Source organism: Candidatus Falkowbacteria bacterium, from assembly GCA_013336275.1.
Taxonomy (GTDB): Bacteria; Patescibacteriota; Patescibacteriia; order Patescibacteriales; family GWE2-39-37; genus JAAXUA01.
In genome coordinates this window covers 54,138-66,670 of record JAAXUA010000004.1, presented here as the reverse complement: position 1 = coordinate 66,670, position 12,533 = coordinate 54,138, and the positions used below count along the sequence as shown (strand labels likewise).

General features: G+C 52.9%; 16 protein-coding genes. 9 read left to right on the top strand and 7 right to left on the bottom strand.

Translation table 11 applies throughout. The features are described 5' to 3' along the window. Positions 1-211: 211 nt before the first annotated feature. Together HGA34_04145 and HGA34_04140 are read right to left on the bottom strand one after the other, a co-directional pair. A complete protein-coding gene (locus tag HGA34_04145; protein ID NTW22699.1) occupies positions 212-607 on the bottom strand; it encodes a VOC family protein in 396 nt (131 codons plus the stop codon). Between the two features lie 9 nt (positions 608-616). Continuing rightward, positions 617-1,198, bottom strand: a complete 582-nt coding sequence (locus tag HGA34_04140) for an NAD(P)H-dependent oxidoreductase (GenBank protein NTW22698.1) — start codon at positions 1,196-1,198, stop codon at positions 617-619. Positions 1,199-1,343: 145 nt separating this feature from the next. Between HGA34_04140 and HGA34_04135 the strand changes: the two genes are divergently transcribed. The 6 genes from HGA34_04135 to HGA34_04110 all read left to right on the top strand — a co-directional run bounded on the left by HGA34_04135 (position 1,344) and on the right by HGA34_04110 (position 4,228). Continuing rightward, complete coding sequence (locus HGA34_04135; GenBank protein ID NTW22697.1) at positions 1,344-2,012, top strand: hypothetical protein; 669 nt, start codon at positions 1,344-1,346, stop codon at positions 2,010-2,012. A gap of 28 nt (positions 2,013-2,040) precedes the next feature. Continuing rightward, the gene (locus tag HGA34_04130; GenBank protein ID NTW22696.1) at positions 2,041-2,448 is read left to right on the top strand and encodes a hypothetical protein; all 408 of its coding nucleotides are present in this window, start codon (positions 2,041-2,043) and stop codon (positions 2,446-2,448) included. A 123-nt stretch (positions 2,449-2,571) separates the two neighbouring features. After that, a complete protein-coding gene (locus HGA34_04125; GenBank protein NTW22695.1) occupies positions 2,572-2,754 on the top strand; it encodes a DUF1059 domain-containing protein in 183 nt (60 codons plus the stop codon). A 106-nt stretch (positions 2,755-2,860) separates the two neighbouring features. Continuing rightward, positions 2,861-3,328, top strand: coding sequence for an 8-oxo-dGTP diphosphatase (locus tag HGA34_04120; GenBank protein ID NTW22694.1), 468 nt, complete (start codon positions 2,861-2,863; stop codon positions 3,326-3,328). Further along, positions 3,329-3,901, top strand: coding sequence for a 3'-5' exonuclease (locus tag HGA34_04115; protein ID NTW22693.1), 573 nt, complete (start codon positions 3,329-3,331; stop codon positions 3,899-3,901). Positions 3,902-3,940: 39 nt separating this feature from the next. After that, positions 3,941-4,228 (top strand): DUF4342 domain-containing protein, encoded by a 288-nt coding sequence (locus tag HGA34_04110; protein ID NTW22692.1) that lies wholly within the window; start codon positions 3,941-3,943, stop codon positions 4,226-4,228. A 55-nt stretch (positions 4,229-4,283) separates the two neighbouring features. Here the strand turns inward: HGA34_04110 and HGA34_04105 are convergent, their stop codons facing one another. Both HGA34_04105 and gyrB read right to left on the bottom strand, forming a co-directional pair. Then, positions 4,284-4,904, bottom strand: a complete 621-nt coding sequence (locus HGA34_04105; GenBank protein NTW22691.1) for an HD domain-containing protein — start codon at positions 4,902-4,904, stop codon at positions 4,284-4,286. A 113-nt stretch (positions 4,905-5,017) separates the two neighbouring features. Continuing rightward, the gene (gene gyrB / locus HGA34_04100) at positions 5,018-7,036 is read right to left on the bottom strand and encodes a DNA topoisomerase (ATP-hydrolyzing) subunit B (protein ID NTW22690.1); all 2,019 of its coding nucleotides are present in this window, start codon (positions 7,034-7,036) and stop codon (positions 5,018-5,020) included. Positions 7,037-7,212: 176 nt separating this feature from the next. Here gyrB and HGA34_04095 point away from each other — a divergent pair, with 176 nt between their 5' ends. The 3 genes from HGA34_04095 to HGA34_04085 all read left to right on the top strand — a co-directional run bounded on the left by HGA34_04095 (position 7,213) and on the right by HGA34_04085 (position 9,973). Continuing rightward, positions 7,213-8,172 carry a hypothetical protein gene (locus HGA34_04095; protein NTW22689.1) on the top strand — a complete coding sequence of 320 codons (960 nt, stop codon included), beginning with the start codon at positions 7,213-7,215 and terminating at the stop codon, positions 8,170-8,172. 72 nt (positions 8,173-8,244) lie between these two features. Then, entirely contained in the window at positions 8,245-9,318 is a 1,074-nt protein-coding gene (gene rodA, locus HGA34_04090; GenBank protein NTW22688.1) for a rod shape-determining protein RodA, read from the top strand. A 31-nt stretch (positions 9,319-9,349) separates the two neighbouring features. Continuing rightward, positions 9,350-9,973, top strand: a complete 624-nt coding sequence (locus HGA34_04085; GenBank protein NTW22687.1) for a 50S ribosomal protein L25 — start codon at positions 9,350-9,352, stop codon at positions 9,971-9,973. A gap of 39 nt (positions 9,974-10,012) precedes the next feature. Here HGA34_04085 and prmC read toward each other — a convergent pair whose 3' ends face one another. From prmC to rpmE, 3 genes are all read right to left on the bottom strand, one after another. Continuing rightward, the gene (prmC, locus tag HGA34_04080; GenBank protein ID NTW22686.1) at positions 10,013-10,855 is read right to left on the bottom strand and encodes a peptide chain release factor N(5)-glutamine methyltransferase; all 843 of its coding nucleotides are present in this window, start codon (positions 10,853-10,855) and stop codon (positions 10,013-10,015) included. 47 nt (positions 10,856-10,902) lie between these two features. Beyond that, the gene (prfA, locus tag HGA34_04075) at positions 10,903-11,955 is read right to left on the bottom strand and encodes a peptide chain release factor 1 (protein NTW22685.1); all 1,053 of its coding nucleotides are present in this window, start codon (positions 11,953-11,955) and stop codon (positions 10,903-10,905) included. 99 nt (positions 11,956-12,054) lie between these two features. Continuing rightward, positions 12,055-12,333 carry a 50S ribosomal protein L31 gene (rpmE, locus tag HGA34_04070; protein ID NTW22684.1) on the bottom strand — a complete coding sequence of 93 codons (279 nt, stop codon included), beginning with the start codon at positions 12,331-12,333 and terminating at the stop codon, positions 12,055-12,057. Between the last annotated feature and the right edge of the window lie 200 nt (positions 12,334-12,533).

Genomic DNA, 12,533 nt, shown 5'->3' with positions numbered 1-12,533 from the left:
ATATTAGTATTATTAATAAATATACGAATATGGCAAAAAGAAGCACCGGAGTGGGCAGTAAAAAGACCGGCAGTCCGCACAAGACCGCCAAGCGCCTGGAAGTAAAGCGAGTCATGCTTGAAGAAAAGGCTGCAAAAAGGAAAAAGCGCTAATCGATACTCTGATAGCACCAAAGACGCACCCGGAAGGGCGCGTCTTTTTATTGTCTCGGTTACTTCTTGTATTCAGCGGTCGGTTGCATTAGGCCGAAGCGGTTGCCTTCGGTGTCCTTGGCTCCGGCAAACCAGCCGATACCCGGCATCTCGGACTTTTCCTTGGTGATGCTGCCGCCAGCCCGCTTGACGTCAGCGACTGCCTTATCCAAGTCGTCGACTTCGACGGTGCAGTCGTAAAGATAGAATCTGTCTGGGCCGTCCTTGGGCCGCTCATACAGCCCGCCGTTGATACCGCGTTCGCCTTCCTTACCTGTCATGAGACCCCAGTAATCCATCCCGCCATCTTCCTTCTTCATCCATTGTTCTATTTTCCAACCCAGAGCCTCTTCATAGAATTTCTTGGCCCGCTCGATGTCGTCGGCTTGGACTTCGAAATGCGTTACTCTGTTCATATGTTTAGTTTAGTGGTTTAAGTTTGATTTTTTAAGCTTGCCTGCCAGGCTGACGACGGAGTCGATGACTAGCCTGGCATTCTTGGCGTGATTATCTTCGTTCTTCAGGTGGCCGTCATCATCGAAAGCGGACCAGATGAAGGGAATCAGGACTTGGTCGCGGACGCTGTACATCCGCAGTTCAGCGGCTACCAGCCGCTGCTGCTCGACTGACCGGGAGCCGCCAGCCGCTCCGCCATAACCGACGAAGCCGATAGCTTTTTCATTCCACTCCTTGTAGCCGTAGTCATAGGCGTTCTTCAGTGCCGCCGGGTAGCCATGATTATATTCCGGAGTGACGACGATGAAGCCGTCACCGTCATCGATCTTTTCGAGCCAGCGCCTGGCTGTCGGATCTGGGTGCGGACCTTGGCGCGCACTTGGAGGCACGGCATCAGAGAACATCGGCAGTGGGTAGTCTCGCAGGTCCAGCAACTCGAAATCAGCCTGGCTATCTTGCCGGACGATGTCCATGAGCCAGTCGGCGACCTTGGCACCCGCCCGTTCTTCGCGGATGCTGGCCAGTATTATCTTTATTTTAGGCTTGTCCATAGGGTTGTTTTAATTCTTAATGTCAGAATAGTCCCGCCTCATTAAAATGGCATTAAGGCCTAGCCGGACTTGAAAAATATGGATAATCATGTTATTTTGGTGAATCGTTGTTCGTTGTCAAATTCGATGGAGGGAGGGAGATATGATTGATATCCGAGGCGACATGAAAGGTGTGGCAGGCGATTTGTCCAATTTCAGGGCATACGCCTTCCTGTTCGATGGCGTGGAATGCGGCTGCATGGAAGCGCTATTGCAGGCTTTCAAGTTCGAGAACCCTGAAACTCAGGTGCTCATCTGCCAGTTCAAGGGCAGGGTAGCCAAAATGATCGGGACCGAAAGGAACCCGGTCTGGCAATCCGCTCAGACTTTGTGGTGGAAAGGCAAGGAGTATCCGAGAAGTTCTGCCGCATATCAGGAGCTGTTGGATCGCGCTTTTGCGGCGCTGTCCCAAAATACCGATTTTGTCCGCGCCTTGCTGGCGACCGGCAATGAGGTCCTAAGGCACAGCATCGGCGAAGCCGATCCGGCCAAGACCGTGCTGACGGAAGAGGAATTCTGTTCCCGGCTGATGAAAATCAGGGAGCGTCTCAACGAAAAACTGGTATTGTCGATCGAGGAGATGAATGAGGCTGCCAGGCTGGTGGAGATCGACGGCATCGAGGCCTACGCGACCGTGTCGAAGGTTTACGGCGAAGAAACCGCCATGCTGCTGATCGTCGCCCACCTCAGGCGGGCGCATGGGTCGATGGACGGCTTTCCGCCCGATCCCCCTGTCAAAGAAATCGTCGATACCGTAAGAAGCTTGCAGTTCTGATTGAGGAATAACCAAAAGGAGGTTGCTTGTGGCAAAATTCACGGCAGAACGGAAAATCGAGCGGCGAGTGATGGAGTTCAATGAACTTCCGCCAGAAAGGCGTATCAGACGGTTGAAACTTCTGCGCGAGCTGCTCAGGATGGATGCGGTCAAGATCGTCGTTATCTACGGACGTGCCTGCTACTATCCGTCACGCAAGAAGCTGGAGGCGGAACCGAGCAGGCACGTAAACGCCCGCCCGCGGTACTTGGAGGTTTTCACCTCGACCGGAAAAACGAAGATCGGCTTCGTGTCGATCAACGAACCGGCCGAAGACGGAACCCTCGAGCACGAGCGGATTCAGCTCGCCGACATCGCCCTCGGATGCGACCAGCTGCTCGAGGGAATCGAAAAGGATCATTTCCTGCTCAAGGTCACCGTCACTCCGAAAGAGTAAGGAGAAGCGAATCGTTTTTAGGCGCTCCCAGCATATCACTGGGGGCGCCTTTTCTTAACCTTAAATTAATCTCGACGCGGAATGATGAAATATAGATATAAATAAAGAGAGGGGGTGGTAAATATGATGTCGCTAAAATGCCAGGACATGGGCATGGATTGCCATTTCGTCGCCCACGGCCAGACTAAAGACGAGGTCAAAAAAGAGATGATGGATCACGCCCAGATGGCGCATCCGGAAGTTCTTGGCGGTTCGGAGGAAGATATGAAGGCAATGGAGCAGAAGATGGATGAGATGATTAAATAGGACGGGAAATCAGCCCAGGCCGCAGTGCAAGGCGCTTGAACGAGCGCCTTTGCGTTGAGGAGGCCTTTTCTGGACTTGCTGACGGTAAAAAGGTACAATTAAGGCTATGAAACAGGCAACCTTGTGCTTATTGTTCCGCCAGGACGAAATATTGCTGGCTATGAAAAAGCGGGGTTTCGGGGCGGGAAAATGGAACGGCCCAGGGGGCAAGGTCGAACCGGGAGAAGCGCCGGAAGTGACGGCCATCCGAGAATTGGAAGAGGAGGTCGGGCTCAAGGCCAGGCCGGAGGATCTGACTAAGGTGGCATCTAGCATTTTCCGTTTCAAGGGACGTCCGGAATGGGATCAGGAAGTGCATATCTATGCATTGCGTTCTTGGACCGGAACGCCGGGAGAGACCGAGGAGATGCGTCCCCAGTGGTTCAAGCTTGAGGACATCCCGTATGCCCAGATGTGGGCAGACGACATCCACTGGCTGCCGCCAGTACTTGAGGGCAAAAGGATCCGCGGAGAATTCCATTTCGACTACGAAGGAAATAATATCGAATCATATAAGATCGAAGAACTAAACTGAATGTACATATTTTTTGACACCGAGACGACTGGCTTGCCCAAGAATTGGAAAGCGCCGATCACCGACTCTGACAATTGGCCGCGCATGGTCCAGCTGGCCTGGCAGCATTACGACGAGCAAGGCAACCTTTTGAATAGCCATAACTATCTTATCCGGCCGAGCGGATTCACCATTCCTGAGGCGGCATTCAAGATCCACGGCATCTCGACCGAGCGGGCCTGGAACGAGGGTCGCGAGCTCGAGCAGGCGTTGATCGACTTCAGTCGCGCCACCGCCGAGGCCAGATTTCTGGTGGCGCACAACATCGCCTTCGACCTGAAGATCGTCGGCGCCGAATTGCTCCGTCTCGGCTTGCCGACCTCGCCGCTCGATATGGCGCAGCTTGATACGATGAAAGCAGGAGCGAGCGTCTGCCAGTTGCCCAGCCTGTACGGCGGTTTCAAGGCGCCTAGCCTGACCGAACTGCACCGTTGCCTCTTTAATGAGGATTTTGACGGCGCCCACAATGCCTTGGCCGATGTCGAAGCTTGCGCCCGCTCATTCTTCGTTTTAAAAGAGCGGGGAGCCATCTGATAGCTGCGATTTAAAATATTTAGCAGTAATCACAACCATATGCCTAGCGCTAAACAAAACAAGGAGAAGTTTTCCGAAGAGGAATTCACCAGGGAATTCAAAGTTTCCGGCGAGAAGCTGGTCAAGAAGGTCAAGGAGCTTATCAAAGAGGGCAATGCCCGCAAGGTCATCATCAAGGATGAGAAGGGTAAGTCAATCATGGAGATTCCCCTGACCGTCGGTGCAGTCGGTGTGCTCTTAGCCCCGGTCTTGGCAGCCGTCGGCGCTCTGGCCGCCCTGTTGACCGAGTGCACGATCGTGGTAGTCAAGGAGAAGAAAAAGAAATAATCTCAAAATAAGGAAAAAAGCCGCCCCGGTAATATGTCGGGGCGGCTTTTGCGTGTCACTCGGTGACGGGTTGGGACAAGAGCTCTTCGATGGCTGCTTCCAATTCGTGAATGAGGATGAAATGCTTCTCAGCGAAGGGGAGATAGAATCGGCGGGTCTCCTCGATCTTGCGCGCGCGTTTCTCGGCGGTGCAGACCCACATCGTGAGCAGGTTGTGGAGACGGTCAGCCATCTTGATGAGGAAGAATTCCCTCGGTGCATGGATGAAGCGGCGATGGTAGACCAGGTGGCACTCTTCTTTGTCCGGAAACTCGGATGAGGGCTTGGTCATCCATTCGACCAACAGCGCGATCTCTTCGCCGTACTCGGCTTTGACCCTTTCGATCGGCCAGGATGGCACGTCTTCGACGATGTCGTGCAGCAGAGCGGCGACGATGATCTTGTAATCATGGGTCCTGAGGTAGAGGATGGCGATGAGAGCGACAGACCGCAAGTGCTCGAAATAGCGCTGGCCGTCTTCCCGCTTCTTCAAGCGGAAGGCGTCTTTGGCATCCTTGTAGGCTTTCTCGATCAGCTTGTAGCGCCAGTCGAGAGTCGGGTAGAGGGTGGCGATGATTTTGAAAAATCTCTTCTTGTCGTGGGCCCCGGATAATATGCTCTTTATCTTGGCTAACATGGCGGTCACCTCCTTGGGGTCAGATATCTAATGAACGGTTTCGTAACATCTTATGTGAATTAGGTGATTCGGTCAACCTATCAAAAAACCGCTCTTTTCGAGCGGTCTTTCGTTTATATGTCCAGGTTTTCTACTTTTTGAGCGTGGGTCTGGATGAAGTGCTTGCGGGAGGCGACATCGTCTCCCATCAGCATCTCGAAGACCTCGTTGGCCCCCGCCGCGTCCTCGACGGTCACTTGGCGGGTGATGCGGTGTTCCGGGTTCATGGTCGTCGACCAGAGTTGTTCCGGGTTCATTTCACCCAAACCTTTGTAGCGCTGGATGACGATGCGGCTGGAGGCCTTGGCCTTAGCCTTTTCCGGAGTCTCGGCTTCTTCCTCTTCTCCTTCCGCACCTTCTTCGGTCTCGACGACTTCTTCGATCTTGCCTCCGCCGAGCTGCGTGAGGATGGCCTCTTTTTCGGCGTCAGAGTAGGCATAGAGGGCAGTCGTGCCTTTCTTGATCTGGTAGAGCGGCGGCTGGGCGATATAGAGATTGCCATTGGTGACCAGCGGCGTGAAGTGGCGGTAGAACAAGGTTAGGAGCAGAGTGCGGATGTGGGCGCCGTCAACGTCGGCATCGGTCATGATGATGATGCGATGATAGCGCAGTTTTTCCAGGTCAAACTGGTCGTCGATGTTGGTGCCGAGGGCGATGACCAGATTCTTGATTTCATTATTTGCCAGCATCTTGTCCAGGCGGGCGCGTTCGACATTCAAGATCTTGCCGCGCAAGGGCAGGATGGCTTGGAATTTGCGGTCGCGGCCTTGCTTGGCTGAGCCGCCGGCCGAGTCGCCCTCCACGATGTAGAGTTCGCACTCTTCAGCTTTTCGGCTGGAGCAGTCGGCTAATTTTCCAGGGAGGGTCATGCCTTCAAGGGCGCCTTTGCGCAGGATATTGGCGCGGGCGGTACGGGCAGCGATGCGGGCATGGCTAGCCAGGATGCACTTGCCGACCATGGCTTCGGCCTGTTTGGGGTTTTCTTCCAGGAAAGTCGAGAATGCTTCGCCGAAGACCTGTTCGACGTAGGTTTTCATCTCGGTGTTGCCGAGCTTGCCCTTGGTCTGGCCTTCGAACTGCGGGTCGGTAAGTTTGACGGAGATGATGGCGGTCAGGCCTTCGCGGACATCATCGCCGGAAAGGTTCTCGTCCTTTTCTTTCAATAATTTCTGGGTGCGGGCATAGGTGTTCAGGGTGCGGGTCAGGGCGGTTTTGAAACCGACGGTGTGGGTGCCGCCTTCTGGGTTGTGGATGTTGTTGGCGAACGACATCATTGTCTCGTTGTATTCGTTGTTGTATTGCAAAGCCACCTCTACTTTGGAGTCGTTGATTTCTTTCTCGACGTAGAAGATGGTGTCGTTCTTGACTTCCTGGTTGCGGTTAAGCGCTTTGACGTAGGCTTTGATGCCGCCCTCGAAATGGAATTTGTATTCTTTCGGCGAGTGGTCTTCGCGCTTGTCGGCTACGCGGATGGAGACGCCTTTGGTCAGATATGCCTGCTGGCGCATGCGGTCAAGAATTTTGCCCCAATTGAACTCGAGTTCGCTGAAGATGGTGTCATCCGGCCTGAAGGTGATGGTGGTGCCGGTCTTGTCGGACTTGCCGACCGACTTCACCTTGTATTGCGGAGTGCCGGTCTTGTATTCCTGTTGCCAGACCTTGCCGTCGTTATGGATAGTGGCTTTAAGGTAAGTGCTTAGGGCGTTGACTACCGAGACACCGACGCCATGAAGGCCGCCGGAGACTTTGTAGCCGCCTCCGCCGAATTTGCCGCCTGCGTGCAGCTTGGTCAGCACGAGCTCGAGCGCTGAAACGCCCGAGGCGTGCATGCCCGTCGGGATGCCGCGGCCGTTGTCGGATACTTCTACTAGGCCATCGGGCAGGAGGGCGACGCTGACTTCGGTAGCATGGCCAGCCATGGCTTCGTCGATGCTATTGTCGACCACTTCCCAGATCAGATGATGCAGGCCGGCTGAGCCGGTCGAACCGATGTACATGCCAGGGCGCTTGCGGACCGGGTCGAGGCCCTCAAGAACCGTAATCGAGCTGGCGTCATAAGTTGAGCCTTTCTTGGCTTCTTTTTCTTTGGCCATAATACCTAAAATTAGCTAGTTTAACACAAAAATGGAGCCGCAGAAGTGACCCCTTTATACTGTGATAATTGTAGCAAAAATAGGTGTTTTTAGCAAGGTTTTGCCTGCCATTTCTGATTTGTCAAAGCCCCGCTTTTCGTGCTAAAATTGAACTATATTTATCATTCAATCTCAGTATGAATAATGGAAATCCGCCTCAAGGTCCGTTAGAGCAGGCCAGAGCAGACCAGTATAAGGATTTGGAAGGCTTGAGTATCAAGAAGTTGGAATTCGCTTTGTGGTACACGGAAAACAAATTCAAGCTGTACAAGCTGTTGGCCGGCGTCCTTTTGTTTATCGGTCTGGCATCTTGGGGCTATACCTTGTTTAGCTTCGGCTATTATTATGTCATCGGAGTCGATCAGGATCGCATGCTGGCTAACCAGATCGTGGCGACCAAGGGTGTCGATCACGATTACATCCTCAGCATCTCCGCCAAGAATTTGCTTGCCGGCACCACTCAGCTGCTCGAGACAGCCAATGGCAAATACGATCTCGTGGCCCAAGTGGAAAACGTCAATCCGCGCCACTGGGGCTTGATCACATATCATTTCATTGTCGATGGCACGCCTACGCCTAAAGCCGACATGTTTATCTTGCCTAGCGAAAGCAAAAGGCTCATGCAGTTGGGACAGGAGTTCACGCCGCGTCCGGCTAGCGCTGAATTGGTCATCGACAATGTCGGCTGGCAGCGCATCAGCAAGAAAACCATCCCGGATTGGCCGGCTTTCAAGGCGAAATTCCTCAATTTCGAGATTACGGACAAGAAGTTCACCCCGGCCCGCACCAGCGGCCTTTCGGAAAAGCTCAGTTTGAGCCAGTTATCGTTCGTGGCAATCAATCGCAGCTCTTATAATTATCTGCGGGTCAATTTCGACGCCTTCATCTATGTCGGGCAGTCGCTAATCGGCGTCAACCAGTTCAGTGTCGATAATTTCCAGTCGGATGAGAAGAAGGAAGTAGCAGCCAACTTCCTTGGCCAGTTCAATCGGGCTGACAACATCGAAATCGTGCCTAACGTGAATATTCTGGACTCCGGCAATTTCCTCAAGTTCAATAGTGCGGAAAGCTTGCCAACTCACCCGGTTGAGCAGTAGAATGTTCGAGAGCCTATCTGATAAGCTCTAAGAACTCTTATGATGCGACGGGTACTGCTTTACCTCAAAAATATGGATTGGATAATGGTGGCCTCGGTGCTGCTATTATTAGCTATCGGCTTAGTCGAAATATATAGCGTCGCTCTGGGAAGGGGTGGCGCTGATTTGCTTAATTTCAAGAAGCAGATTCTTTTCATAATCATCGGCTTTGTCCTGATGTTCGCCCTGGCTTTTCTGGATTATCATTGGCTTAGGAGTTTCGGTAATTATTTTTATTTGATCGGCGTCATCGCTTTGGTGGCGGTGCTGGTTTTCGGAAAAGTCATCAACGGCACCCGCGGCTGGTTCGATATCTTCGGTTTCGGCGTCCAACCGGTGGAGTTCATCAAATTTGTCCTGATCCTGTTTCTGGCCCGCTATTTTTCAGCGTCTTCCTTGAAAGTCGCACCGGTCAAGCATCTGGTTGTCACTGGTCTCGGAACCTTGTTGTTTTTCGTCTTAGTGCTCTTGCAGCCGGACTTCGGTTCGGGGCTGCTTCTTTTTGCCTTGTGGTTATCGATCATCATCCTGGCCGGTTCGGAAAAGAAGTATCTGATAACCCTATTCCTGGTGGTGGCGGTAATGTTTGGCGCTGCCTGGTCGTTCTATTTCAAGCCGTACCAGAAGGAGCGTATCATGACCTTCCTTAATCCTTCATTCAATCCGCTGGACCAGGGGTATAACGTCGCCCAAGCCATCATCGCTGTCGGCTCTGGCGGCTTGACCGGCCGCGGCATCGGCTTCGGCTCCCAGTCCCAGCTCAAATTCTTGCCCGAAAGCCAGACCGACTTCATTTTCGCCGTCGTGGCCGAGGAGCTGGGGTTTCTCGGCGTGGGGCTGGTGCTGTTATTTTTCGGCGTCTTCTTTTACCGCTGCCTGGCCAGCGTGCGCCAAGCCAAGAATGACTTCGGCGTCTTCTTCACTCTCGGCGTTTTGACCCTTATTTTTATCGAGATGTTCGTCAATATCGGCATGAATCTCGGCGTTTTGCCGGTCATCGGCATCGCTTTGCCCTTTTTGAGCTATGGCGGCAGTTCGATCATTATGAACCTGATGATGGTCGGGGTCTTGCAAAGCATCGTAATCCGGTCTAGAATAAGTTATTAAGTCCATATATTAAGCAAAATAAGCGAATATTATGAGTGAAGCAATCAAATTGGCGGCGCTGAGCCGTGAAGTAAAAACAGAGAAACCGAACAAATTGCGCAAAGAAGGCTTGCTGCCAGCCGTTGTTTACGGCCACGAATTTGCCAACCAGGCAATCAAAGTCAACGCCCGGGATTTCGATAAGGTGCTCTCCCAGGCTGGAGAAACCCACTTGGTCGATTTGTCTATCGATGGCAAATCACAGGTCAAGGTCATCGTTTATGACGTCTCGCGCGAGCAGGTCAAAGGCCGTGTGCAGCACGTCGATTTCCTTAAGGTTAATATGAAAGAGAAGCTGACGGTCGAGATTCCGCTGCATTTCGTCGGCGAATCGAAGGCGGTCAGGGATTTCGGTGCGGTCGTCAATCGCGCCAATGACCACGTCGAGGTGGAATGCTTGCCTGACGATTTGGTGGACAGCATCGAGGTTGATCTGTCAGTGCTCAACGAATTCGGCGATACTATCACCATCGCTGATCTGAAGATGCCAAAGGGCATGACTGCCACCCATGAGTCCGACGAGACTATCGTCAGTCTGGTCGAGCAGGAGAAGCAGGAAGAAGCCCCAGTTGTCGAAGCTGAAGCCGCTCCGGCCGCAGAAAAGAAAGCAGAATAGCGAATATATAGCAAAAGCCCCGGGTTATCCGGGGCTTTTTTATTTTGAATTGATGACAGCTAAGCGGTCGTAATGACCGAGGTCTTGCTTGATTTCGAACTTCGCTTGCGGCAGCTCTTTGCGGATGAGCGCGGCCATGCTTGCGCCCTGGGTTTCATCGATTTCGCAAAGCAGGTTGAAGTCGGTAAATCCTGATTGGCGGATCTGGCGGAAAAGCTGTCGATAGTGCTTGAGCCCGTCAGCGCCTGATTCGAGGGCGAGGCGCGGTTCTTTCCGTATTGAGGGCGAGGCGTCAATCTGCGACGGAGACAAGTAAGGCAGATTGGCGGTGATGATGACTCGTGAACCCGCTTCGATCTTGAATTTCGGCAAAGGCGAGAGCAGGTCGCCAGCGACGAACCGGACTCTTCGGCCTACGCCATGTTTGTGCGCGTTCCGTTTCGCGATCCTTAACGCTGGTTCAGAGATATCTATGGCGAAGAACTTGATTGAGCGGTCATTGAGCAGTTTGGCCAAGGTGATAGCGATGCAGCCTGAGCCGGTGCCGACATCGATGATGGCGGCCGGTGATTTTTTGGCGGCTTGAGCTAGGAGCTCGTCGATGATCAATTCGGTTTCGGGGCGCGGCACAAGGACGTTTGAGTCGACCGAAAAATCCAGGCCGTAGAATTCTTTGTGGCCAGTCAGGTATGCCAACGGCTCGCCTTCTTCGCGCCGCTGGACCAGCTTTCCGATGCGGCCGATTTGGCTGCGCGTAATCTCGTGTTCCGGTGAAATCAAAATGAATTCGCGTGTTTTTTTCAGGACATGGGCGATAATAGTCTCGATTTCTAATCGCGAGATGCTTGGAAAACGTTGTAGGGTTGTCTTGATGGTGTTCATTTTTCCACTAAAAAACGGCACTGCGAAGCGCCGTTTCTGTCTGATGGTTATTGTTTCTGCCGCAAGGCGACCTCGGCCTGCTTCAAGGCGGCGACCATCTCGTCCATATTGCCGTCCATGACGCGGGTGATGGAGTGCCAGGTTGTGTTGATGCGGTGGTCGGTGATGCGGTCTTGGGGAAAATTGTAAGTGCGGATCTTTTCCGAGCGGTCGCCCGAGCCGATTTGCGATTTGCGTTCGGCGGCTTCGGCCTGCTGCTGGTCGTGGCGCATCTTTTCGTAAAGGCGGGTGCGCAAGACTTCCATGGCCTTGACCTTGTTCTGCTGCTGCGATTTCTGATCCTGGCAGGTGACGACCAGGCCGGTCGGCAAATGAGTGATACGAATGGCGGAGTTAGTGGTGTTGACCTTCTGTCCGCCCGGACCGGAGGCGGCGTAGGTATCGATACGTAGGTCGGCGGCGCTGATCTGGACTTCGACTTCGGTTGCTTCCGGCAGTACGGCGACTGTCGCGGCAGAGGTGTGAATGCGTCCGGCTTTCTCGGTCTCGGGTACGCGCTGGACGCGGTGGGTGCCGCTTTCGAATTTCAGGTTGGAGTAAACATTCTTGCCGGCGACAGAGAAGACAACTTCCTTATAGCCGCCGATGCCGGTGGTATTCGAATCGAGAAGTTCCAACTTCCAGCCCATCTTGCCGGCGAACAGGGAATACATGCGGAAGAGATCGGCCGCGAACAAGGCCGATTCGTCACCGCCGGTGCCGGCGCGGATCTCCATGATGATGTTCTTCTTGTCGTCGGGGTCGGCCGGGTGCAGTTCGGCTTCAATCTGTTCGATCAGCTCTTTGGTTTTGGATCTGAGCGGCTCGAGTTCGGCTTGCGCCATCTCCTTCAGCTCTTCGTCCGTTTCCTCATTGAGCATCTCCTCGTTCTGCCTGATGTGCTCCAGGGCTTGGTTGAGTTCGTTGGCCATCTCGGCGATTTCTTTCAGGTCGGCATGCTCCTTTGAGACCAGCTTCAACCTTTCCAGGTCGTTCACGACGGCTGGATCGGATAGCTTCTGCTCGAGCTCTTTGAATTTTTCGATGACTTCGGCGTACATAGTGTGGAAGACTTTAGACTTAAAGAAAAACGGTTATCTTGTTTCAATACGGTATAACCATTATACCATACAAAAACAAGATAACCGTTTGTGAAGTCGCTATTTTTCGTTCTTCTTGCCAGCCTTGGCCTCGGCCTTGGTGGCGAGCTTGGCTTTCTTGGAGCGGATCTCAGTCTTGGCAGTGCTCTTTTTGGCTTGGAACTTCTCGACGCGACGGGCGGTATCGATCAGCTTCTGCTTGCCGGTGTAGAACGGATGGCAAGCGGAGCAGAGTTCGGTCTTGATCTCGGCCTCGGTCGAACCAGTGACAAAGGTATTGCCGCAAGCGCAGCTGACTTTCGCTTCCGGGTAGTATGCCGGGTGGGTTGCCTGTTTCATATTCGAAATTAGGATATAAAATAAAAATAAAAAGCCTTTTCACCGAAGTTAAAAGCTTTTATATAATATGAGAGATTAGCCTATTTGTCAAGACGTCTGGATGGACAAAAGAGACAGGGAAGGGCTAAGGGTATTATTTACCTAATATTAAGTAGAATTTTGGCACGACTATTAATGATACTTACTAATATAGCATATTA

What these genes read in the sequence shown, in the direction of transcription:
- HGA34_04145 (NTW22699.1), bottom strand. Translation starts at nt 607, where the DNA reads ATGAACAGAGTAACGCATTTCGAAGTCCAAGCCGACGACATCGAGCGG.
- HGA34_04140 (NTW22698.1), bottom strand. Translation starts at nt 1,198, where the DNA reads ATGGACAAGCCTAAAATAAAGATAATACTGGCCAGCATCCGCGAAGAA.
- HGA34_04125 (NTW22695.1), top strand. Translation starts at nt 2,572, where the DNA reads ATGATGTCGCTAAAATGCCAGGACATGGGCATGGATTGCCATTTCGTC.
- HGA34_04120 (NTW22694.1), top strand. Translation starts at nt 2,861, where the DNA reads ATGAAACAGGCAACCTTGTGCTTATTGTTCCGCCAGGACGAAATATTG.
- HGA34_04115 (NTW22693.1), top strand. Translation starts at nt 3,329, where the DNA reads ATGTACATATTTTTTGACACCGAGACGACTGGCTTGCCCAAGAATTGG.
- HGA34_04110 (NTW22692.1), top strand. Translation starts at nt 3,941, where the DNA reads ATGCCTAGCGCTAAACAAAACAAGGAGAAGTTTTCCGAAGAGGAATTC.
- HGA34_04105 (NTW22691.1), bottom strand. Translation starts at nt 4,904, where the DNA reads ATGTTAGCCAAGATAAAGAGCATATTATCCGGGGCCCACGACAAGAAG.
- gyrB (NTW22690.1), bottom strand. Translation starts at nt 7,036, where the DNA reads ATGGCCAAAGAAAAAGAAGCCAAGAAAGGCTCAACTTATGACGCCAGC.
- HGA34_04095 (NTW22689.1), top strand. Translation starts at nt 7,213, where the DNA reads ATGAATAATGGAAATCCGCCTCAAGGTCCGTTAGAGCAGGCCAGAGCA.
- rodA (NTW22688.1), top strand. Translation starts at nt 8,245, where the DNA reads ATGGATTGGATAATGGTGGCCTCGGTGCTGCTATTATTAGCTATCGGC.
- HGA34_04085 (NTW22687.1), top strand. Translation starts at nt 9,350, where the DNA reads ATGAGTGAAGCAATCAAATTGGCGGCGCTGAGCCGTGAAGTAAAAACA.
- prmC (NTW22686.1), bottom strand. Translation starts at nt 10,855, where the DNA reads ATGAACACCATCAAGACAACCCTACAACGTTTTCCAAGCATCTCGCGA.
- prfA (NTW22685.1), bottom strand. Translation starts at nt 11,955, where the DNA reads ATGTACGCCGAAGTCATCGAAAAATTCAAAGAGCTCGAGCAGAAGCTA.
- rpmE (NTW22684.1), bottom strand. Translation starts at nt 12,333, where the DNA reads ATGAAACAGGCAACCCACCCGGCATACTACCCGGAAGCGAAAGTCAGC.